Source organism: Diaphorobacter sp. B2A2W2 (assembly GCF_056730635.1).
The window spans coordinates 1-21,726 of sequence record NZ_JBWZOR010000006.1 but is presented as its reverse complement, the minus strand read 5'-3'; the positions used below and the strand labels follow the sequence as shown (position 1 = coordinate 21,726).

Genomic DNA, 21,726 nt, shown 5'->3' with positions numbered 1-21,726 from the left:
CAATCGTAGGGCGCCGTGGGGCGCGCAGAGGCGGGAAATGATGGCCAAAGCCGCGCTTTATCGGCTGAACGGCGGACGGGGCGGATTCCATAATCGCCGCACGCCAGAGCCTCGCCTGGCGCCCGTCTTTTTGTGGAAAACCCGATGTCTGCAGTTGCCGAAGTTCCCGTCGCTCCGCCTCCCGTCGCCAGCCCTGGCTGGCCGCAGCGGCTGGCCTCGCTCGACCGTCCCGCACGCCTGCGCCTGGGGGTGGTGGCAGCGCTGCTGGTCGCGGCGCTGCTGGCCGCATTCTTCTACAGCCGCCAGCCCGACTACCGGGTGCTGTTCTCCGGCCTGAACGACAAGGACGGCGGCGCCATCGTGGCGCAGCTGTCGCAGATGAATGTGCCTTACAAGTACACCGAAGGGGGCGGTGCCATCCTCGTGCCGGCCGAGCGCGTGCACGACGTGCGCCTGCGCCTGGCCACGCAGGGCCTGCCCAAGGGATCGGTGACCGGGTTCGAGCTGATGGAGACCAACCGCTTCGGTGTCACCCAGTTCCAGGAGCGCCTGAACTTCCAGCGCGGGCTGGAGGGGGAGCTCACGCGCTCGATCCAGGCGCTGGCCTCGGTGCAGAGCGCACGCGTGCACCTGGCGCTGCCACAGCAAAACGGTTTCTTCCGCGAGCAGCAAAAGCCCTCGGCCTCGGTGTTGCTCAGCCTGTACCCTGGGCGCTTCCTGGACCGCGCACAGCTCGCAGGCATCGTGCACCTGGTGGCCTCCAGCGTGCCGGAACTCGCTCCCTCAGCCGTGAGTGTGCTGGACGATACCGGCAAGCTGCTGTCGCAGACGCCCGACATGGCCGGCGCCGGCGTGGACGCGCAGCAACTGGCCTATGTGCAGCAGATCGAGCAGCAGTACGCGCGCCGCATCCTGGACCTGCTGGAGCCCGTCGTGGGCAAGAACAACGTGAAGGCCCAGGTGACCGCCGAAGTGGACTTCAACCAGACCGAGTCCACCGTCGAGCAGCACAAGCCCAACCTGGCGCCCGATGCCAGCGCGGTACGCAGCCAGCAGGTGGTGGAAAGCGGCGGCACGCCCGGCGCGCAGCCACCCACGGGCGTGCCTGGCGCGGTGACCAACCAGCCGCCGCAGGCCTCTGCGGCTCCCATCAACGGTGCCAACCCCGCGCCCACGGCGGCCGGCGGCGCGCCGGGCAGCGGCGCTGCGGGCCAGGCCAAGCGCGAGTCCATCACCAACTATGAGGTGGACAAGACCACCCAGGTGACGCGCGGCGGTGCCGGCGCCATCAAGCGTGTGAACGCGGCCGTGGTGGTGAACTACCAGCCCGTGAGCGAAGGGCCGGGCAAGCCCGCGGTGAACAAGGCGCTGACGCCTGAACAGCTGGAGCAGATGACGGCGCTGGTGCGCGAGACGATCGGCTTCAACAAGGAGCGCGGCGATTCCGTCAACCTCATGAATGCCCCCTTCCTGGTGGAGGAGGTCCCCCCGGGCGAACTGCCGCTGTGGAAGCAGCCCGAAACGATCGAGTTGGCCAAGACGCTGGGCTGGCCGCTGGGCATCTCTCTGGCCGCGGCCATCCTGCTGCTGGGGCTGCTGCGCCCGGCGCTCAAGGCCCGCGCCCGCGCCGTGCAGATGGCGGCGCAGCAGCCGGCGGGGGCGCAGCTGAGTGCCATCGCCTCCGAAGAATTGCAGCGCCCCGGCTTGCCGGCGCCCGCGCAACCCGAAGAGCTGCAGCCCACGGCGGAGCAACTGCGCCTGGAAGAGGCGCGCCAACTGGCCCGCGACAACCCCGTCGCGGTGGCCAGCATTCTCAAAACCTGGGTCAATGGCGACTGACGCCGCCGGCCCGCACCGAATCACGAGACTGTCATGGACGAGCAAGGCCTGAACGACGCCGCCATCATGCTGATGTCCCTGGGCGAGGAAGAGGCCGCCGAGGTCTTCAAGCACCTGTCGCCCAAGGAAGTGCAGAAGCTGGGCGAGACCATCGCGCGCATGCGCACCGTCTCCCGCGAGAAGGTGGACGAGGTGCTCAACCGTTTCACCAGCGATGCGGCCGCGCAAAGCCTGCTGGTGTCCGACACCAGCAACTACGTGCGTGCCGTGCTCAAGCGCGCCCTGGGCGACGACAAGGCCGCGTTGCTGATCGACCGCATCCTGCAGGGCGGCGACGTGTCGGGCATCGAAAGCCTGAAGTGGATGGATCCGCTGTCGGTGGCCGAACTGCTGCGCAACGAGCATCCGCAGATCGTCGCGGCCATCCTGGTGCACCTGGACGCGGAGCAATCCTCGGCCATCCTGATGCACCTGACCGAGCGCCAGCGCAGCGAAGTGATGCTGCGCATCGCCACGCTGGAGGGCATACAGCCCACGGCCTTGAAGGACCTGAACGAGGTCCTGTTCAAGGTGCTGGCCGGCGGCGACAAGGTGCGCAAGAGCTCGCTGGGCGGCATCAAGGCGGCGGCCGAGATCATCAACCTGCTGGGCTCGGGCATGGATGCGGCGGTGCTGGAGTCCATTCGCGGCTATGACATGGACCTGGCCCAGAAGATCATGGACAAGATGTTCGTGTTCGACGACATCGTCAAGCTCGACAACCGCGCCATCCAGACCGTGCTGCGCGAAGTGGCTTCCGAGACCCTGGTGGTTGCGCTCAAGGGCGCGCAGCCCGAGGTACGCGACAAGATTCTGTCCAACATGTCCTCGCGCGCCGCAGAGGCGCTGCGCGAAGACCTGGAGTCGCGCGGCCCGATGCGCCTGTCCGAGGTGGAGGCGCAGCAAAAGGAAATCCTCAAGACGGTGCGGCGCCTGGCCGACGAGGGCCAGATCGCGCTGGCCAGCGGCGGCGACGACGCCTTTGTGTAGGACTGATCAATGACCCGGTCCCTGCGTTATTACACCCGCTTCATCCCGCGCGAAGAGGTGGGCGACGTCACCCGTTGGGAGTTCGGTGACGTGGAGTTTCCCCCGGGCAGCCAGCCGCTGGCGCCCGAGCCGCCGGTGCTGGAGCCCGAGGCGGCGCCCGTGGAGCCTGGCATCGACGAGGCGCAGCACCAGGCCCTGGTGCAGCAGGCGCGCGAAGAGGGCTATGCCCAGGGCCTGGCCGAAGGCCAGGAGCAGACGCGGCTGCAGTGGCAGCAGCGCATGGACGACTACGTGGCCGGCCAGGGGCGCGAAGGCGCCGAGCGGCTGGCCCGGCTCGCCCAGGCGCTGGAAGAAAGCTTCACCGGCATGCAGCAGGGCATGGCGCAGGAGGTATTGCAACTGGCCTGCGACATCGCGCGCCAGGTGGTGCGCCAGGAGGTCGCGGGCAATTCCCAGGCGGTACTGCCCGTGGTGCGCGAGGCGCTGGGCATGCTGGTCAGCGAGGCGCGGCCCGCCACCGTGCGCCTGAACCCGGGCGACTGGGCCGCGCTGGAGCAGCCACTGCGCGAGGAGTTTCCCGCCGGCCGCATCCAGTGGCTGGCCGACACCGCCGTGGAGCCTGGCGACTGCCAGGTGGAGTCGGGCGGCATGGTGGTGGACGGGTCGCTGGACAAGCGCTGGCGCCGTGCCATTGCCGCGCTGGGCCTGACCGCGGCCTGGAAGGACGTGGACCATGGCGATTGAGCCGGCCCGCGCCTGGGATGATTTCATGGCACAGGCGCGCGCGCGCCTGGCGCCGGAGCAGCCGCTGGAGACGCGCGGCACGCTCACCCGCCTGACCGGCCTGGTACTCGAAGCCACCGGCATCCGCGTGCCCGTGGGGTCGCAGTGCCAGGTGCAGATGAACGGCCAGGAGCCAGTGCTGGCCGAGGTGGTGGGGTTCGCGGGCGACACGGCCTACCTGATGCCCGCGGGAGACATCCATGGCCTGTCCAGCGGCGCCAGCGTGATGCCGGCTCCCGCCTACGTGCCGGCGTTGCACCTGGGCGCGGCGCCGGTGGAGGAAGCCGGCGCGGGCGTGGGCGCACTGCTCCTTCCCATGGGTGACGGCCTGCTGGGCCGTGTGGTGGATTCGCAGGGCAACCCCCTGGACCATGCGGGACCGCTGGCGCAGGTGACGGCCCAGCCCATGGACCGCAGCCCCATCAATGCCATGGAGCGCGACCCGGTGCGCGAGCCGCTGGACACCGGCGTGCGCGCCATCAATGCCCTGCTCACCGTGGGCCGTGGCCAGCGGCTGGGCCTGTTCGCCGGCTCGGGCGTGGGCAAGAGCGTCCTGCTGGGCATGATGGCCCGTTACACCCAGGCCGACGTGATCGTGGTCGGCCTGATCGGTGAGCGCGGGCGCGAGGTCAAGGAATTCGTCGAAGACATCCTGGGCGTGCAGGACCGCGGCCGCGCCGTGGTGGTGGCCGCACCGGCCGATGCACCGCCGCTCCTGCGCATGCAGGGCGCGGCCTATGCCACGGCGATTGCCGAGCACTTCCGCGACAAGGGCCAGCATGTGCTGCTGCTCATGGACTCGCTCACGCGCTACGCCATGGCGCAGCGCGAGATTGCCCTGGCGATCGGTGAGCCCCCGGCCACCAAGGGCTACCCGCCCAGCTGCTTCGCCAAGCTGCCGGCGTTGGTGGAGCGCAGCGGCAACGGACTGAACGGCGTGGGCTCCATCACCGCCTTCTACACCGTACTGTCCGAGGGCGACGACCAGCAGGACCCGATCGCCGACGCAGCCCGCGCGATCCTGGACGGGCACATCGTGCTGTCGCGCGCGCTGGCCGAAAGCGGGCACTACCCGGCCATCGACATCGAGCAATCTGCCTCGCGCGTGATGCACAACGTCGTGCCGCGCGCGCACTTCGAGTTGGCGCGCGGCTTCCGCGCGGTGTACTCGCGCTATCAGAAGAGCCGTGATTTGATCCAGGTCGGCGCATACATGAGCGGATCCGACCCGCAGCTGGACGAGGCGATCCGCCTGCAGCCGGGCATGACAGCCTTTTTGCAGCAGAGCATGTTCGAGGCCGCTCCCATGGACGACAGCATCGCCGCCATGGGCCAGGCGCTGGAAGGCGCGTGAGGCTAGGGCGATGGAAGGGCACGCCGCATGTCGTCGCTGAAGGCCTTCGAGGTGGCGGTGGAGCTGGCCGAACGCCGGCGCGACGCCGCGCGCCAGGCGCTCAAGAACGTGCAGGACGCGCGCCACGCCGCACAGGCCCAGCTGGAGCAGCTCACGGGCTACGCCGCGGAAACGCAAGGCCGCTGGGGCATGAAGGCCGACAGCGCCATGCAACCCGAGGTGATGTACCACCACTACCAATTCATGGGCCGGCTGGACCATGCCATCGGCCTGCAGACGGGCGTGGTGAGCGGGCAGGACGTGCGTGTGGACAAGGCCCGGCAGGCGCTGCTGGAGGCCGAACTGCGCCTGGCCAGCCTGCGCAAGGTGCTGGAGCGGCGGCGCGCCGAGGTGGCCTTACAGCAGCAGCGCCGTGAGCAGAAACAAACCGATGAGCGCGCCGCGTTGCGCGCCGGGCGGGGGGCACGCTCCCCGCAGGATCAGGAGTATTGACCATGGAACAGACCCGTATTTCCTCCTCGCCTTCCACGGCTGCGCACGAGGCGCGCGGCGCCCGGGGCACCTCCGCCAAGGCAGGCGCCGCCGCTGACGACCAGGCGGCAGCGCAGGGCGACGGCTTTGCCCTGCTGCTGGCGGCTCTGGGCGGCGAGGGCGCGGCCACGGTGCTGGACACGCTGGCGGTGGCTGGCGAGGCATTGCAGTCGCCTGAGGCGCTGCCGGACGCGGGCGCGCTGGCGGCCTGGGCGGCCGGCCTGCAGCCGGGAGCCGCGCTCGCGCAGCGGACGGGTGAGTCGATCGCAGCCGAGGCGGATGCCCTGGCCGGCCGCCTGGGCCTGGGCCTGGTGCGCGCGGGGCAGGATACGCTGGTGGGGCAGACCGCCCTGCTGGATGGCGCGGCGGAGCGGGCGGCTCTGCAGGGCGGGGCCTCCATGGCGGGGCCCGGCGCCGCCGCGGGCCGCGGCACAGCCTGGCGCGCGCAAGGCATGGCACTGCAGGCTGCGGCACAGGACGCCGCCGGGGCCGCAGGGGATGCCTTGCGCGCCGGTGTCCATGCGGCGCGCTCTGGCCTGCAGCAGGCAGCGGACACGGTGTCGCACCTTGCGGCGCAGGTGTCCCAGGCCGTGGATGCGACCGCGCAGCGGCGCGACGGCGTGCCGGTCGCTGGCACGCCGTTGCAGGCCCAGCCCGGCGAATGGATGGCTGCGCAGGCAGCCCCCGCGGGCATCTCGGGCGCCGCACCCGGCTCCGCAGCGGCGGGCGCTGGCGGGGCGGTCACCACCGCGGGACTGCGGGGTGCGGACGCTGCCGCAGGCACTTCGGGCGCGGAGCCTTTCAGGTCACCTGCCGAGGGGGCCGGGCTGGAGTCGGCCGACGCCACGCTGGCGGGCATGGCCGGGGCGGAGGACGCCCTGGCGGATCAGTTGGCCGAGCAGGTGGCCTACTGGGTGCACCAGAAAACCCAGAATGCCGAACTGACGCTGGACCAGGATGGCCGGCCCGTGGAGGTGAGGGTGGCGCTCACGGGCGACGAGGCGCATGTGACCTTCCGCAGCGACCAAGCCGATGCGCGCCAGTGGCTGGACGGCAGCACGGCCCAGCTGCGGGAGATGCTGCAGCGCGAGGGGCTGCAGCTCGCCGGCGTGACGGTGGACACGGCGGGTGGCGGTGCCGCCGACCGGCAGGGCCGACGGGACGAGGGCCGCCCGGGCGCGCGCCAGGCCGCCGTGCAGGCCGCCACGCCTGCGGGGCAGGCCGGTGGCGGACGGGGCGTGGCCGAGCGCTCGGTGGATATTTTCGTCTGACGCACCGCCGGGGTGGCCCCTGTGCCGCCCCAGCGGCAGTGGTGCGCATCGAGGCGCATGCGGCTGAAAACCCGGGTTTTGGGCGCTTATTCAGGCTTTCGCGGGGCGCCGGGGCGTTCAATAATCGGCCATCACTGCGGGGAAGGGCCTTTCGGCCCGCCGCCCGCGGCCCACTTCCCCTGCCCTTGTTGCGCAAGAAAGCCCCAACGTGTCCGACAACACTGCTGCCCCGGCCAAAAGCAAGAAACTGATCATCATCCTGGCCGTTCTCGCCCTGGTGCTGGTGGCGGGCGGCGCCGCAGCCTGGATGATGCTGTCCCAGCGCCACGCGGCCGAGGACGAGGAGGGCGGCGGCCGGGCGGTCGCCCAGGCGGGCACGCCCAAGACACCTCCCACCTTCCTACCCATGGACAACATGGTGGTCAACCTGGCCGACCCCGGTGGCGACCGCTTTGCCCAGGTGGGCATCACGCTGGAGCTGGCCGACGGCAAGACGGCGGACCAGGTGAAGGCCTACATGCCCACCATCCGCAGCGGCGTATTGCTGCTGCTGTCGCAGCGTACGACCGACGAGTTGCTGACGCGCGAGGGCAAGGAGAAGCTGGCGGTGGACATCCGCCGCGAGGTGTCGCGCCCGCTGGGCTACAGCGTGCCCAAGCCGCGCAAGCGCTCGGTCAGCCGCGATCCCTTGGACGAGGATGTCGAAGAAGAAGAACCCCGTCCCCGCGCCGACACCAATCCGGTGCGGCAGGTGCTGTTCTCCAGCTTCATCATCCAGTGAGGAAAGGTTGCAGCCATGAGTGAGTCCTTTCTGTCCCAGGAAGAAGTCGATGCCCTGCTGGAGGGCGTGACAGGCGAGAGCCAGAAGACCGTCAAGGAGGAGATCGAGGCCGGCGCCGTCCGCAACTACGACATCTCCAGCCAGGAGCGCATCGTGCGCGGCCGCATGCCGACGATGGAAATCGTCAACGAGCGGTTTGCGCGCAACTTCCGCATCGGCCTGTTCAATTTCATCCGCCGCAGCCCTGAGATCTCCGTGGGCACCGTGTCGGTGCAGCGCTACAGCGCCTTCCTGCGCGAGCTAGTGGTGCCGACCAACTTCAACATCGTCGCCATTCGTCCGCTGCGCGGCAGCGGCCTGGTCGTATGCGAACCGTCGCTCGTGTTCGGCATCATCGACACGCTGTACGGCGGCGTGGGCAAGTTCCAGACCCGCATCGAAGGGCGTGACTTCTCGGCCACCGAGCAGCGCGTGATCAACCGCCTGGTGGACGTGATCTGCGCGGAATACAAGAAGGCCTGGCAAGGCATCTACCCCCTGGAGCTGGCCTACCAGCGCTCGGAGATGCAGCCGCAGTTCGCCAACATCGCCACACCCAGCGAGATCGTGGTGTCCACCGCCTTCCAACTGGAGATCGGCGACCTGGCCGGCGCGATCCACATCTGCATGCCGTATGCCACGCTGGAGCCCATCCGCGACGTGCTGTACTCGTCGGTGCAGGGTGACGCGATCGAGGTGGACCGGCGTTGGGTGCGCGTGCTCACGCGCGAGATCCAGGCCGCCGAGGTCACGCTGGTGGCCGAGCTGGCGCGCGCCGACGCCACGGTGGAGCAACTGCTGGCCATGAAGCCGGGCGACTTCATCGAACTGGAGCGCGAGCCGCGCATCCGCGCCTCCATCGAGGGGGTGCCCGTTTTCGAGTGCCAGTACGGCACGCACAACTCCAAGTACGCGATCCGCATCGAGGAATGCCTGCGCGGTGCCGAAGCGCACTGGATGGGAGAAAAGAATGTCAACTGAATCCGACCACAACGACAACTCTGGCGGGTCCGCTGCGGACGACCCGTTTGCCGGCTGGGCCGAGGCACTGGAAGAGCAAAAGCGCGTCGACGGGCAGACCATCGATGCCGAGCAGGGAGGCCCGTTGTCGGGCGAGCCCGCGCGCCCCTATGCCGCCGGCGGCGAGCCGCAGGTGCACGACATCAACATGGTGCTGGACATTCCGGTGCAGCTGTCGGTGGAACTGGGCCGCACCAAGGTGCCGATCAAATACATCCTGCAGCTGGCCCAGGGCTCGGTGGTGGAGCTGGACGCGCTGGCCGGCGAGCCCATGGACGTGCTGGTCAACGGCTACCTCATCGCCCAGGGTGAAGTGGTGGTGGTGAACGATAAGTTCGGTATCCGCCTGACCGACGTGGTCACGCCTTCGGAGCGGCTGCGCCGCGTCAGCCGTGGATAGCGTGGGTATGACGCAGACGCTGCTGCTGGTGGTGCTGTTCGTCGGCGCGTTGGCGGCCTTGCCATGGCTGATTCGCCGGCTGCAGCAGCGCCAAGCCGGCTTGCAGGCCCATGCGGGAGGCGCCTCGCGTGTGCTTTCGGCGGTGGCCGTGGGGCCGCAGCAGCGCGTGGTGACCGTGGAGGTCGGCCCGCCGCAGCAGCGCACGCTGCTGGTGCTGGGCGTGACCGCGCAGCAGATCAACTGCCTGCATGTACTGCCGGCGGTTGCAGCGCCGGGGTCGGCCCCAGTGCCTTCGTTTGCCGCCGAGATGGCGGCCGCGCGCGCGCAGACCGTACAACCGGCGCATGCGGGCGGAGACGGCCATGCATAAGGCCGTGCGCGGCATCGCGGCCGGTGCGGCTGGCCTGCTGCTGGCGGGCGCCGCCTGGGCGCAGCAGCAGCCCGCGGGTGCGCTGCCGCTGGTGATCGGCTCGGGGCCGGGCGGCACGAGCTACTCAGTGCCCATCCAGACGCTGCTGTTCTTCACGGCGCTGTCGTTCCTGCCGGCCGTGCTGCTCATGATGACGGGCTTCACGCGCATCGTGATCGTGCTGTCGCTGCTGCGCCAGGCCATCGGCACGCAGTCCGCGCCGCCCAACCAGGTCATCATCGGCCTGTCGCTGTTCCTCACGCTGTTCGTCATGGGGCCCACGTTGGACAAGGTGTACCAGGAGGCCTACGTGCCCTACACCGCCAACGCCATCACCTTCGAGCAGGCCATCCAGAAGGCCGAGGCGCCCATGCGCGGCTTCATGCTCAAGCAGACGCGCCAGTCCGACTTCGCGCTGTTCGCACGCCTGGCCAAGCTGGACGAGGGCGTGACGGCCGAGACCGCGCCGCTGCGCGTGCTGGTGCCGGCCTTCGTGACCAGCGAGCTGAAGTCGGCCTTCCAGATCGGCTTCATGATCTTCATTCCGTTCCTGATCATCGACATGGTGGTCTCCAGCGTGCTCATGTCGCTGGGCATGATGATGCTGTCGCCGGTGCTGGTGGCGCTGCCGTTCAAGCTCATGCTGTTCGTGCTGGCCGATGGCTGGAACCTGCTTATCGGCTCGCTGGCCGCGAGCTTCGCGACGTGAAGGATTTCGCATGACCTCCCAGTTCGTGCTCACCATGGGCCGCGATGCGCTCACCCTGCTGCTGATGATCGCCATGCCGGTGCTGGGGGTGGTGATGGCCGTGGGCCTGCTGGTGAGCATCTTCCAGGCCGTGACGCAGATTCACGAGGCCACGCTGGCCTTCGTGCCCAAGCTGATCGCGGCCGTGGTGGTGTTCGCGATCGCCGGGCCGTGGATGCTGACCACGCTGGTGGACTTCCTGCGCCGCACGATCGAGGCCATTCCGTCCGTCGTCGGGTAGGCATCTTGATCACGTTCACCGAGGCGCAGATCATGGCCTGGCTGTCGCCGGTGCTGTGGCCGTTCCTGCGCGTGCTGGCGCTGTTCACGTCGGCGCCGGTGTTCTCGATGCGCGTGATCCCGGTGCGTACGCGCATCGGGCTGGCCTTTTTGGTGGCGGTGTGCGCGCAGGCAGTGCTGCCCGAGCAGCCGGTCATCAGCCTGAACAGCCGCGAGGCTGCGGGCGCGGTGGTGCAGCAGGTGGGGATTGGCCTGGCGATGGGCTTTGCGGTGCGTCTGGTGTTCGCGGCCGTGGAGCTGGCCGGCGAAATCATCGGCCTGCAGATGGGCCTGAACTTCGCTTCCTTCTTCGACCCCGCGAGCAATGCGCAGGTGAGCGCGGTGGCGCGCTTCTTCGGCAACATCTCCATGTTGCTGTTCGTGGTGATCAACGGCCACCTGATGGTGTTGATGGCCGTGGTCAAGAGTTTCGACAGCTTCCCCGTGGGCGGTAACTTTCTGCAGGCCATCGGGCAGATGCGGCTGCACGAGCTGGGCGCGTCGCTGTTCTCCAGCGCCTTGTGGATCGCGCTGCCCATGATTGCGCTGCTGCTGTTTGTGAACCTGACCCTGGGCATCATCTCGCGCGTGGCGCCGCAGATGAACATCTATGCCGTGGGCTTCCCGGTCACGCTCACCGTGGGCATGCTGGGCATCACGGCCACGCTGCCGATGCTGGAGCAGCCCATGCTGGCGCTGCTGCAGCAGTCCATCGACCTGTTCGCCGCGCCGCGTTAGCCGGTCAAAAAAGAGAGCTGCCAGCGCTTGCTGCAAGCCATTCTCAATATCAAAGCATATTGAAATGCCTGTGCATTAAGCGGTGGCAGCTATTGCTTTCATACCAACCGATTGCGGATCGCATACACCGTCAGCTCCGCGTTGTTGGCCAGCTTGAGCTTTTCCAGCACCCGCGCGCGGTACACGCTCACGGTCTTGGGGCTGAGCATCAGCTCCTCGGCGATGTCCGACAGGCGCTTGCCCGAGGCGATCTTCACCAGCGTCTGCAGCTCGCGCTCCGACAGCGATTCATGCGGCAGCTCGGGCGTGGGCTGCGCCAGGCTGTCGGCCAGCAACTGCGCCACCTCGGGCGTGAGGTACTTGCGCCCCTGCACGATGGTCTGCACCGCGGCGATGAGCTGCACCGGGTCGCCCGCCTTGTTGGCGTAGCCGTGCGCCCCGGCCTTCAGGCAGCGCAGCGCGTACTGGTCCTCGGGATACATCGAGACGATCAGCACCTTGATGTCCGGGTGCGTCTCTTTCAGGCTGGCCATCACCTCCAGGCCGCTGCGCCCGGGCAGGTTCAGGTCCAGCAGCAGCACGTCGCAGGCGGCCGTGCGCAGCACCTCGCGCAACTCGGGATAGCTGCCGGCCTCGCCGGTCACGTGGATATCGGGCGACTCGGTCAGCGTGTCGCGTATGCCGCGCCGCAGCACGGCATGGTCATCGCATAGCACCACCTGGATCACTGCACATCTCCTGCTTTGCCTGCGGGCGATGTTAGCGGCACGGTCATGATCACCGACGTGCCATGGCCCGGCCGGCTGCTGATGTCCATCCAGCCGCCCGCGCGCCGCGCGCGCTCCTGCAGGCCCTGCAGGCCGAAAGAGCGGGGCTTCTTGCGCATCTCGGGCGCCATGCCGCGGCCGTCGTCGGTCACCTCCAGCGTCAGCACGTCCTCGTGGTCCGACAGATCGATGCGCACGTGGCCGGCCTGCGCATGCTTTTGCACGTTGGTCAGCGCCTCTTGCGCGGTGCGGTAGGCCACCAGTTGCAGCGCGGGCGGCACGTCCAGCGCCTCGCGGCTGGCGGTGACGCGCACGGGGATGCGCGTGCGGCGCTCGAAGGTCTCGGCCAGCCAGCGCACGGCGGCCACGAGGCCCTGGTCCAGCACGGGCGGTCGCAGGTTCATCATGAGGCGCTGGGCCGCGTCGATGGCGTGCTGCAGCATCTCGGTGGCGGTGCCGGCGTGTTCGCGCAGGCCGTCCTCACCGGCGTGGCGGCCGATCCAGGCCAGGTCGAATTTCACCGCGGCCAGCGCGCCGCCGATGTCGTCATGGATCTCGCGCGCGATGGCGGCGCGTTCTTCCTCGATGGAGGTCTGCAGGTGCTCGGCCAGGTCGGCCAACTGCTGCCGGGACTCGGCCAACTCGGCCGCGGCCTCCTCGCGCGCGCGGCGGGCCTGCGCGACCTCCATCGCACGCGCCAGCACATGCGGCAGGCGCGCCATGTCGTCCTTGAGCAGGTAATCGGCAAAGCCCAGCCGCATGGCGTCCACCGCGGCGGCCTCGCCGATCGCGCCGGACAGCAGCACGAAGGGCGGGTGCCCCGGGCATTGGTCCACGATGCGCCAGGCATCCAGCGCCGTGAAGCCGGGCAGGCGGTAGTCCGCCAGGATCACGTCGAACGATTCCCGCTCCAGCCACCCGGTGAAGGCCTCCAGGGAGTCCACCTGGTGGATCTCATGGGACAGCCCGGCGCGCCGCAGCGTCAGCCGCACCAGCGCGTGGTCGGCGGTTGAGTCCTCGAGATGCAGCACTCGCACGGGTCTTTTCGGGGGCTCAAGATCGGTGGGAGTGGGTATCATAGGATACATATTGGAACAAATTGGGCCCGAAACGGTCATTTCAGCCTGTGGCGCGGTACAACGGATGCCGTAATGCTGCAGTACAGGCGACAGGAATGGGCCCCGGACGATGGTGCCGCCGGCTGTGCGCCAGCAGCAATGGAGAAACGATGCAATCTACGCTAAATACGCCAGATGGGCCTGCCGTGCAGGTGCCCGTCATGGTGGCGGCCGAGTTGCAGGATTCCCTGCTGATGGCCATGCACGACCTGCACCGGCTGGAAGGGCTGCTCAACCACGCCACCGAGAACCTCCTCGCGCGTTTCGGCGAGGCCAACGCCTCGCTGACGGATGAGCTCATCGGCGCGTCGGCAGAGTTGGCCGATTTGCGCACCGCCTTGCGCAGTGCAGTGACGGAGTTGCAGTTTCACGACATGGCGACCCAACTCATCATCCACACTACCAAGGTGTTGCAGGGATGCGCCTTTCGCCTGGCGGCCGAGACCATGGGACAAGAAGAGGGGGAGGACGCCGCGCCGCTGGAGGGCGTGGTGCCCGATCGGCCCAACCCTGTCACGCAAAGCGAGATGGAGGCCGGCTCGATCGAGCTGTTCTGATCCAGGCGCGGTTCCCGTATCTCCCAACCCATTAACCTTATTCAAATCAAAAGTCGTTGGAGCTTTACATGCAGTCCATTCTTGCGGTCGATGATTCTCCGTCCATGCGGAAAATGGTTTCCTTCACGCTCACCGGAGCGGGGTACCACGTGGTGGAAGCGGTGGATGGCCAGGACGCGCTGGAAAAGGCCGAGACCCACGACATCCATCTGGTGCTGGCCGACCAGAACATGCCGCGCCTGGACGGCATCGGTCTCACGCGCAAGCTGCGCGAGCATCCGCGTTTCAAGAGCATTCCCATCCTCATCCTCACGACGGAATCCAGCGACCAGATGAAGCAGGCCGGCCGCAGCGCGGGCGCCACCGGCTGGCTGGTCAAGCCGTTCGACCCCACGCGCCTCATCGAAGTGATCCAAAAGGTCATCCGCTGATCGCGCCGGCCACACCAACACCTACGACGTAGCACACAGGAACTCGGGACCATGGCGGATACCTACCAAGAGGGCGCAGGCGCGGACTTTGACCTCAGCCAGTTCTATCAGATCTTCTTCGAAGAGGCCGGCGAGAACCTGGACCAGATGGAGCAGATGCTGCTGGACCTGGACGTGGATGCCGCCAACGACGAAGAGCTGAACGGCATCTTCCGCTGCGCGCATTCCATCAAGGGCGGCTCGGCCACCTTCGGTTTTTCGGATGTGGCGGAACTCACGCACCAAATGGAATCGCTGCTGGACCGGCTGCGTCGCCACGAACTGCAGCTGATCCCGCAGATGGTGGACGTGCTGCTGGAGTCGGCGGACGCCTCGCGCAGCCTGCTGGCACGCCATCAGGCGGGCGGGCAGGGTGAGGCGGTTTCCACGCATGACCTCGTGCGCCGCATCAGCGAACTGGCAGCCGGCGCCGTGCCAGCGGCAGCGCCCGCCGCAGCGGTACCCGCTCCAGCGCCTGTGGTTGCTGCGGCACCTGCGCCCACGCCCGCGGTTGCGCCGGTGGTGCCCGCTGCGGCGGTCCCCGGCGGCGCTCGCTCGCTGGAGATCTACATCGGTCCATTGGCCCAGGTGACATTGGCCGATGCGATCAAGGACCTGTTCCGCGACATCCCGGGCTTGGGCAGCATCAACGATCTGCCGGAAGACCGCCCCGGCATGCGCCGGTTCGCAGTGCAGACCACGTCCACGGACGAGGATCTGCTGGACCTGTTCGCATTCCATGTGGCGAAGGAGCAGGTGGCCATCCACGACGCGGCGACCTCCGCAGCGCCTGCCGCGCAAGAGGCGCATGAGCCGTTGGAGCCATCCGCTGCGGCACTGGCCGAGCCGTACGGCTTCTTTGCCGGCGCGCCGGGCGTGCCTGTCGAGGCCGCTCCTGCCGCCGCACCGGCCAGTGCCGCTGAGCGGCCCGCCGCGCGTGCCGCCTCCGCCGAGGCCAAGGGCGGCGCGCAGGCCTCCATGGAATCGTCCACCATCCGCGTGGCGGTGAGCAAGGTGGATCAGCTCATCAACCTGGTGGGCGAACTGGTCATCACCCAGGCCATGCTGGCGCAGAACAGCCGTGGCCTGGACGCCGGCGTCTACCAGCAACTGCTGGCAGGCCTGGCCGACCTGGACCGCAACACGCGCGACCTGCAGGAATCCGTGATGTCGATCCGCATGATTCCCATGTCGATCGTGTTCAACCGATTCCCGCGCATGCTGCGTGACTTGGCGGGCAAGCTGGGCAAGAAGGTGGATTTCGTCACCCACGGCGAGGCGACCGAACTGGACAAGAGCCTGGTCGAGAAGATCACCGACCCGCTGACCCACCTGGTGCGCAACAGCTGCGACCACGGCATCGAGATGCCCGCCGACCGCCTGGCTGCGGGCAAGCCAGAACACGGCACCATCACGCTGTCGGCATCGCACCAGGGGGGCTCCATCGTGATCGAGGTGCGCGACGACGGCAAGGGCATGTCGCGCGAGAAGATCCTCAAGAAGGCGCGCGAGCGTGGGCTGGATGTTTCCGACGCCATGCCCGACAGCGAGGTCTGGAACCTGATCTTCGCGCCCGGGTTCTCCACGGCAGATGTGGTGACCGATGTCTCGGGCCGCGGCGTGGGCATGGACGTCGTCAAGCGCAACATCACCGCGCTGGGCGGTTCGGTGGAGATTGATTCCGCTGAAGGCTACGGCATGCGTGTGTCCGTGCGCTTGCCGCTGACGCTGGCCATCATGGACGGCATGTCGGTGGGCGTGAGCGACGAGGTGTACATCCTGCCGCTGTCGTCGGTGGTGGAGTCGTTCCAGGTCAACGGTGGCGAAGTGAACACCGTGGCCCAGGGCTCCCAACTGGTGAAGGTGCGCGACGAATACATGCCCGTGGTGGCGCTGGAGAAGATCTTCCAGGTGCCGCGCCCCGACGCGAATTCCACCAGCAGCATCATGGTGGTGGTGGAGGCCGATGGCAGCCGCGTGGCCGTGCTGGTTGACGAACTGCTGGGGCAGCATCAGGTGGTGGTGAAGAACCTGGAGACCAACTACCGCAAGGTGCCCAACGTGTCGGGCGCCACCATTCTGGGGGATGGCACCGTGGCCTTGATTCTGGACACGGCTGCCCTGGTGCGCCGTGCGCGCCACTGAATTGCGAAACGCTGAACGACGAGGAGTGAGGGCATGAGTCTGGTGGACAAGGGCGCAGAGACCACGGCTGCGGGCGCGAGGGAATACCTGACGTTCCGCCTGGGCCAGGAGGAATACGGCATCGACATCCTCAAGGTGCAGGAAATCCGCGGCTATGAAAACCCCACGCGCATCGCCCATGCGCCGGCTTTCATCAAAGGGGTGACCAACCTGCGAGGCACCATCGTGCCGATCGTGGACATGCGGCTGCGCTTCAACTGTGCGCAGGCCGAGTACAACAGCTTCACGGTCGTCATCATCCTGAACCTGCGCGAGCGGGTGGTGGGCATCGTGGTGGATTCCGTGAGCGACGTGATGGAGCTGGCGCCCGAGCAGGTACGCACGGCCCCGGACATCGAGAGCTCCATCGACGCGCAGTGCATCCGCGGGCTTGGCTCGGTGGGCGACCGCATGCTCATCCTGCTGGACATCGAAAAACTCATGGCCGGCATGGACATGGGCCTTGCCATGGCCGGGGACTGATGCGGCGAGCCGCAGCCTTCCCGCTATACACACGTTGACGAGCGCGCCATGAGCCTGACCGCCAGCCCCACCCCCGCGCCGCGGCGTCCGGCCCGCCCCGCTGCGGGGGCTGCTGCTCCCGTGGCCGAGAGTGGCGAAGGGCGCGAGTTCGCCTGGACCCATCAGGACTTCGCGCGGGTGCAGTCCCTGATCTACCAGCGCGCCGGCATCAGCCTGCATGATGGCAAGCACGCCATGGTGTACAGCCGCCTGTCGCGCCGCTTGCGCGATACCGGGTACGACAGCTTTCATGAGTACCTGAGCTGGCTGGAAGGCCACGACGGGCCGGAGTGGCAGGAGTTCGTGAACGCCCTGACCACCAACCTCACGGCGTTCTTTCGCGAGCAACACCATTTCGAGATCCTGGCGTCGCTGCTGCGCATGCGCTCTGCCGGGCCATGGAACATCTGGTGCAATGCGGCTTCGACCGGCGAAGAACCTTACTCGATCGCCATGACCGTCCTGGAAACCCTGGGCAACAACGCGTCTTTCAAGCTGACGGCCAGCGACATCGATTCGCGGGTGCTGGCCACGGCCGCCCGCGGGGTCTATCGCCTCGACGGTCTGAAGGGCTTGAGCCAAGAGCGTCTGCAGCGCTTCTTTCTGCGCGGCAAGGGCGGCAACGCCGGGCTGGCACGTGTGCGTCCCGAGTTGCGAAAACCCATCGAGTTCCTGAGCGTGAACCTGATCCGCGACGACTGGCCGTTCCGCGAGCCCTTCGACGTAGTCTTTTGCCGCAACGTGATGATTTATTTTGACGGCCCCACCCAGCGACGGGTGCTGGAGCGCATCCACCGTGTGCTCAAGCCCGGCGGCATGCTGTTCGTGGGGCATGCCGAGAACTTCAGCGATTCGCGCGACCTTTTTGCCTTGCGAGGCAAGACGGTGTACGAACGCATCTGATGCGGGCATTTTTGACCTACCGCGAGGCGCTGGCGAATCCATGAGCATCACACCCGGAGCTGATCCACGGCCCTCTGCCTTGCCGGGCGGGGGGCTGGAGCGCCGGCGCACGCCCCGCATCACGCCTTTGCCTGCGAATGCCTCCGCAGGCGCCGCGCCTGCCATGTCGCTCCAGGAGCTCAAGGCCTGTCCGCGCAGGCCGGGTGAGGCATCGTTCTTCTTTTTCGATCACCATTTCCAGCACAACGCGGTGAAGGTCTTGCCAGGCGAGTTTTTTGTATCGCACGACAGCCTGGCCATCATGACGGTGCTGGGATCGTGCATTGCCGCCTGTCTGTGGGACAGCCGCATGCGCGTGGGAGGCATGAACCACTTCATGCTGCCCGAGGGGGACAGCGCCGATGCGTCGGGCCGGTATGGTTCCTACGCCATGGAACTGCTCATCAATGAGATGATGAAGCTGGGCGCTCGCCGCGAGACGCTGCAGGCCAAGATCTTCGGCGGTGCCCAGGTGATGCACAACTTCACCACGCTCAACGTGGGCGAGCGCAACACCCGCTTTGTGCAAGACTATCTGGCCACAGAGCGCATTCCGGTGGTGTCGGAGGACGTGCTCGACATCTATCCGCGCAAAGTGGTGTTCTTTCCGGTGACGGGCAAGGTGATGGTCAAGCGCCTGGCGCATGCCCATCCCGAAACGCTGGAGCAGGAAGTGGTGCGGGGCAACGCGGCTACCGTGGCGCGCGCCACCAGCGGAGGCTCCGTGGATCTGTTCTGATCGGCGGCACTAACAATACAGCAAGGATTTGAAAGGCATGAGCGGCAAGATCAGGGTGATCGTGGTGGACGATTCGGCATTGGTGCGCAGCCTGCTGTCGGAGATCATCAACCGCCAGAGCGACATGGAGTGCATCGGCACGGCCAACGACCCGCTGATCGCGCGCGAGATGATCCGTGAGAAAAATCCCGACGTGATCACGCTCGATGTGGAGATGCCGCGCATGGACGGTATCGACTTCCTCGGGCGCTTGATGCGCCTGCGGCCGATGCCCGTGGTGATGATCTCGACCCTGACCGAGCGCGGCGCCGAAGTGACCATGCGGGCGCTCGAACTGGGGGCCGTGGATTTCGTCGCCAAGCCACGCGTGGGGCTGTCCAGCGGACTGAACGAATTGGCGGCTCAGATCGTGGACAAGATCCGCGTTGCGGCCGTGGCCCATGTGCGGCGCGCCCCCGCGCGCAGCGCCGCCGCCATTGTCCACCCCGATGCAGGTGCCGCTACCGCGCCGGCTCCCGCTCCCGCGGCGTCGGCGCTGCTGGGGCGCGTCTCTACCGAAAAGGTGATCTGCATTGGCGCGTCGACCGGCGGCACCGAGGCCATCCGCGAGGTCCTGATCCATATGCCGGCGGACTCTCCGGCCATCGTGATCACCCAGCACATGCCGCCAGGGTTCACCACCAGTTTTGCAGCGAGGCTCAACAGCCTGTGCCAGATCACGGTCAAAGAGGCGGTGAACGGCGAGCGGATTCTGCCCGGCCATGCCTATATTGCGCCGGGGGGGCGGCAGTTCTACCTGGCACGCAGCGGCGCCAACTATGTAGCGGTGGTGGATGACAGCCCGCCGGTCAACCGGCACAAGCCTTCGGTGGAGGTGCTGTTCAAGTCGGCAGCCGCCGTGGTGGGGCGCAATGCCTACGGCATCATGCTCACCGGCATGGGCGGCGATGGCGCTGCTGCCATGCGTGAGATGCGCGACGCAGGCAGCTACAACTACGTGCAGGACGAAGCCAGTTGCATCGTCTTCGGCATGCCGCGCGAGGCTATCGCCCATGGCGCTGCCGACGAGGTGCTGCCGCTGTCGCAGATCGCACAGGCGCTGATTGCGCGCCTGCGCGGTTCCACCGACCGGTTGCATCACCGCATCTGACCGCGGCTTCGTCAGGACGAGAGCGCGGACCAGCGCTCCAGCGCCTGCATCAACAGATCTTCGATCTCTCCGTCACGCGTATGCAGCGCCGTCGCCCGCGCGCCGTCCCGGCTGTACAGGCTGCCGTCCGCCAATTCTTCGCGGATCGCCTTTTGCTCGGCCTCCAGCGCGTCGATCTGGGCAGGTAGCTGCTCCAGTTCACGCTGCTCCTTGTAGCTAAGCTTCTTTTTTTGTAGCTGCTCGCGCTTATCTGACGGGCGTTTTTGCTCGTTTTTGCTTGTATTTTTCTCAGGAACCGCCGGTCCGCCCGCGAGTGAACGGCTGCGGTTCGACTGGGCCAGCCAGTCCTGCACGCCGCCCTCGTACTCACGCCACACGCCATTCCCCTCGAACGCAAGGGTGCTGGTGACCACGTTGTCCAAGAAGGTGCGGTCGTGGCTCACTACGAACACCGTGCCGTCGTAATCCTGCAGCAGCTCCTCCAGCAGCTCGAGGGTGTCAATGTCCAGATCGTTGGTGGGCTCGTCCAGCACCAGCACGTTGGCGGGCCGCGCAAACAGCCGTGCCAGCAGCAGGCGGTTGCGCTCGCCGCCGGACAACGAGCGCACGGGGGAGTGCGCCCGGGCGGGGGAGAACAGGAAATCGCCGAGGTAGCTCTTCACATGCTTGCGCTGCGTGCCGATCTCGATCCACTCGCTGCCAGGACTGATGAAGTCCTCCAGCGTGGCATCCATGTCGATACTGTGGCGCATCTGGTCAAAATACGCGACCTGCAGGTTGGCGCCGCGGCGTACCGTACCGCTGTCAGGCTCCAGTTCACCCAGGATGAGCTTGAGCAGGGTGGTTTTCCCCGCACCGTTGGGACCGATCAAACCCACCTTGTCGCCCCGCAGGATGGTGGCGCTGAAGTCCCGCACGATGGTTTTGTCGCCAAAGGTTTTGGTTACGTGCGCCAGCTCGGCGATGATCTTCCCCTGGTAGCTGTTCTGGCTGCCCGAGGCGATGTCCATCTTGACGCTGCCAACCGCGTCACGGCGCGCGGCGCGATTGGCGCGCAGGGTCTCCAGTCGGCTGATGCGGCTCTGGCTGCGCGTGCGGCGCGCCTCCACGCCCTTGCGGATCCAGACCTCCTCCTGCGCCAGCAGCTTGTCCGCCCGTGCATTAATGACGGCCTCTTGCGCCAACTGCTCTTCCTTTTGCGCCACGTACTGCGCAAAGTTGCCGGGATAGGAGCGCAACTGTCCTCGGTCGAGCTCCACGATGCGCGTGGCGATCCGGTCGAGGAACGCACGGTCGTGGGTGATCGTGACGATGCCACCCTTGAAGTCGAGTAGCAGTTCTTCAAGCCACTCTATAGAGTCGAGGTCTAGGTGGTTGGTGGGCTCGTCCAGCAGCAGCACGTCCGGGCGAGCCACCAGGGCTTGCGCCAGCGCGACTCGTTTGCGTGTCCCTCCCGAGAGGGTGCCCACGATGGCCTCCGGGGCAAGGTGCAGGCGGTGCAAAGTTTCCTCTACCCGTTGCTCCCAGTTCCAGGCGTCATAAGCCTCGATCTGAGATTGCAATGCATCCAAATCAAGGCCTGTGGCGCCCCCCAGGTATTGTTCCCGCAGCGCGATAGCTTCGCCCAACCCGCGGGCGGCGGATTGGAAGACGGTGTCCTCAGGCTGTAGATCAGGCTCTTGGGCCACATAGGTAATGCGCAGGCCCTGCTGGACACTCAGGGTGCCGTCATCTGCATGGGCCAAGCCGCCCAGAATTTTCAGAAGTGACGACTTCCCTGCACCATTGCGCCCAATCAGTCCCACGCGCTCATCGGATTCCAGCGCGAACGTGGCATGGTCCAACAGCGCTACATGCCCGAACGCCAGCTGGGCGTTCATCAGAGTAATCAATGCCATGGAAGAATTATGAAGCGCCCTCTTGCGAAGGTTGGTTAGAGCGACTTCGACAAAAAAGTGTCATGGAGTGCTTTTTGAGGGAAAACCCGACGTATACTTCTTCCACGCTGCAATGCACAGTCATCACAACTGTGAATTGTCATTTGTAGCGAAGGGGA

General features: G+C 67.1%; 23 protein-coding genes. 20 read left to right on the top strand and 3 right to left on the bottom strand.

Translation table 11 applies throughout. The features are described from left to right. Positions 1–144 precede the first annotated feature (144 nt). From fliF to fliR, 13 genes are all read left to right on the top strand, one after another. Positions 145–1,839, top strand: a complete 1,695-nt coding sequence (gene fliF, locus AC1PPL_RS11650; RefSeq protein ID WP_011806894.1) for a flagellar basal-body MS-ring/collar protein FliF — start codon at positions 145–147, stop codon at positions 1,837–1,839. A 33-nt stretch (positions 1,840–1,872) separates the two neighbouring features. Beyond that, positions 1,873–2,868 carry a flagellar motor switch protein FliG gene (fliG, locus tag AC1PPL_RS11645; RefSeq protein WP_011806893.1) on the top strand — a complete coding sequence of 332 codons (996 nt, stop codon included), beginning with the start codon at positions 1,873–1,875 and terminating at the stop codon, positions 2,866–2,868. Between the two features lie 9 nt (positions 2,869–2,877). Beyond that, positions 2,878–3,612: a FliH/SctL family protein gene (locus AC1PPL_RS11640; RefSeq protein ID WP_011806892.1), complete on the top strand. Its 735-nt coding sequence runs from the start codon at positions 2,878–2,880 to the stop codon at positions 3,610–3,612. Further along, positions 3,602–5,005, top strand: a complete 1,404-nt coding sequence (gene fliI / locus AC1PPL_RS11635; RefSeq protein ID WP_287740232.1) for a flagellar protein export ATPase FliI — start codon at positions 3,602–3,604, stop codon at positions 5,003–5,005. The genes AC1PPL_RS11640 and fliI overlap by 11 nt, the downstream gene beginning before the upstream one ends. 27 nt (positions 5,006–5,032) lie before the next feature. After that, positions 5,033–5,497: a flagellar export protein FliJ gene (fliJ, locus tag AC1PPL_RS11630; RefSeq protein WP_103738844.1), complete on the top strand. Its 465-nt coding sequence runs from the start codon at positions 5,033–5,035 to the stop codon at positions 5,495–5,497. A 2-nt stretch (positions 5,498–5,499) separates the two neighbouring features. Beyond that, positions 5,500–6,807, top strand: a complete 1,308-nt coding sequence (locus tag AC1PPL_RS11625) for a flagellar hook-length control protein FliK (protein WP_479973313.1) — start codon at positions 5,500–5,502, stop codon at positions 6,805–6,807. Between the two features lie 208 nt (positions 6,808–7,015). After that, entirely contained in the window at positions 7,016–7,588 is a 573-nt protein-coding gene (locus AC1PPL_RS11620) for a flagellar basal body-associated FliL family protein (RefSeq protein ID WP_479973312.1), read from the top strand. A gap of 15 nt (positions 7,589–7,603) precedes the next feature. Beyond that, positions 7,604–8,608 carry a flagellar motor switch protein FliM gene (fliM, locus tag AC1PPL_RS11615; RefSeq protein ID WP_011806887.1) on the top strand — a complete coding sequence of 335 codons (1,005 nt, stop codon included), beginning with the start codon at positions 7,604–7,606 and terminating at the stop codon, positions 8,606–8,608. Next, complete coding sequence (gene fliN / locus AC1PPL_RS11610; protein ID WP_011806886.1) at positions 8,598–9,047, top strand: flagellar motor switch protein FliN; 450 nt, start codon at positions 8,598–8,600, stop codon at positions 9,045–9,047. Before fliM ends, fliN begins: the two co-directional genes overlap by 11 nt. 7 nt (positions 9,048–9,054) lie before the next feature. Then, entirely contained in the window at positions 9,055–9,417 is a 363-nt protein-coding gene (locus AC1PPL_RS11605; protein WP_313147207.1) for a FliO/MopB family protein, read from the top strand. Continuing rightward, positions 9,410–10,165 carry a flagellar type III secretion system pore protein FliP gene (gene fliP / locus AC1PPL_RS11600; protein WP_479973311.1) on the top strand — a complete coding sequence of 252 codons (756 nt, stop codon included), beginning with the start codon at positions 9,410–9,412 and terminating at the stop codon, positions 10,163–10,165. The genes AC1PPL_RS11605 and fliP overlap by 8 nt, the downstream gene beginning before the upstream one ends. Before the next feature lie 10 nt (positions 10,166–10,175). After that, positions 10,176–10,445 carry a flagellar biosynthesis protein FliQ gene (gene fliQ / locus AC1PPL_RS11595; RefSeq protein WP_011806883.1) on the top strand — a complete coding sequence of 90 codons (270 nt, stop codon included), beginning with the start codon at positions 10,176–10,178 and terminating at the stop codon, positions 10,443–10,445. A 5-nt stretch (positions 10,446–10,450) separates the two neighbouring features. Next, complete coding sequence (gene fliR / locus AC1PPL_RS11590) at positions 10,451–11,221, top strand: flagellar biosynthetic protein FliR (protein WP_011806882.1); 771 nt, start codon at positions 10,451–10,453, stop codon at positions 11,219–11,221. 98 nt (positions 11,222–11,319) lie between these two features. Here the strand turns inward: fliR and AC1PPL_RS11585 are convergent, their stop codons facing one another. Continuing rightward, positions 11,320–11,949, bottom strand: coding sequence for a response regulator (locus AC1PPL_RS11585; protein ID WP_103738840.1), 630 nt, complete (start codon positions 11,947–11,949; stop codon positions 11,320–11,322). Further along, positions 11,946–13,067 (bottom strand): sensor histidine kinase, encoded by a 1,122-nt coding sequence (locus AC1PPL_RS11580; protein WP_479973310.1) that lies wholly within the window; start codon positions 13,065–13,067, stop codon positions 11,946–11,948. Before AC1PPL_RS11580 ends, AC1PPL_RS11585 begins: the two co-directional genes overlap by 4 nt. 149 nt (positions 13,068–13,216) lie before the next feature. Here AC1PPL_RS11580 and AC1PPL_RS11575 point away from each other — a divergent pair, with 149 nt between their 5' ends. The 7 genes from AC1PPL_RS11575 to AC1PPL_RS11545 all read left to right on the top strand — a co-directional run bounded on the left by AC1PPL_RS11575 (position 13,217) and on the right by AC1PPL_RS11545 (position 19,670). Then, positions 13,217–13,663 carry a hypothetical protein gene (locus AC1PPL_RS11575; protein ID WP_015914337.1) on the top strand — a complete coding sequence of 149 codons (447 nt, stop codon included), beginning with the start codon at positions 13,217–13,219 and terminating at the stop codon, positions 13,661–13,663. 68 nt (positions 13,664–13,731) lie between these two features. Beyond that, the gene (locus AC1PPL_RS11570; protein ID WP_011806878.1) at positions 13,732–14,094 is read left to right on the top strand and encodes a response regulator; all 363 of its coding nucleotides are present in this window, start codon (positions 13,732–13,734) and stop codon (positions 14,092–14,094) included. A gap of 51 nt (positions 14,095–14,145) precedes the next feature. Beyond that, positions 14,146–16,278, top strand: a complete 2,133-nt coding sequence (locus AC1PPL_RS11565; protein ID WP_479973309.1) for a chemotaxis protein CheA — start codon at positions 14,146–14,148, stop codon at positions 16,276–16,278. A 33-nt stretch (positions 16,279–16,311) separates the two neighbouring features. Then, complete coding sequence (locus AC1PPL_RS11560) at positions 16,312–16,800, top strand: chemotaxis protein CheW (RefSeq protein WP_287927497.1); 489 nt, start codon at positions 16,312–16,314, stop codon at positions 16,798–16,800. 48 nt (positions 16,801–16,848) lie between these two features. Next, positions 16,849–17,742 carry a CheR family methyltransferase gene (locus AC1PPL_RS11555; protein WP_479973308.1) on the top strand — a complete coding sequence of 298 codons (894 nt, stop codon included), beginning with the start codon at positions 16,849–16,851 and terminating at the stop codon, positions 17,740–17,742. 40 nt (positions 17,743–17,782) lie between these two features. Further along, positions 17,783–18,520: a chemoreceptor glutamine deamidase CheD gene (gene cheD, locus AC1PPL_RS11550; protein ID WP_287802414.1), complete on the top strand. Its 738-nt coding sequence runs from the start codon at positions 17,783–17,785 to the stop codon at positions 18,518–18,520. Between the two features lie 37 nt (positions 18,521–18,557). After that, a complete protein-coding gene (locus tag AC1PPL_RS11545; protein ID WP_088888286.1) occupies positions 18,558–19,670 on the top strand; it encodes a protein-glutamate methylesterase/protein-glutamine glutaminase in 1,113 nt (370 codons plus the stop codon). 11 nt (positions 19,671–19,681) lie between these two features. Here the strand turns inward: AC1PPL_RS11545 and AC1PPL_RS11540 are convergent, their stop codons facing one another. After that, entirely contained in the window at positions 19,682–21,568 is a 1,887-nt protein-coding gene (locus AC1PPL_RS11540; protein ID WP_479973307.1) for an ATP-binding cassette domain-containing protein, read from the bottom strand. Between the last annotated feature and the right edge of the window lie 158 nt (positions 21,569–21,726).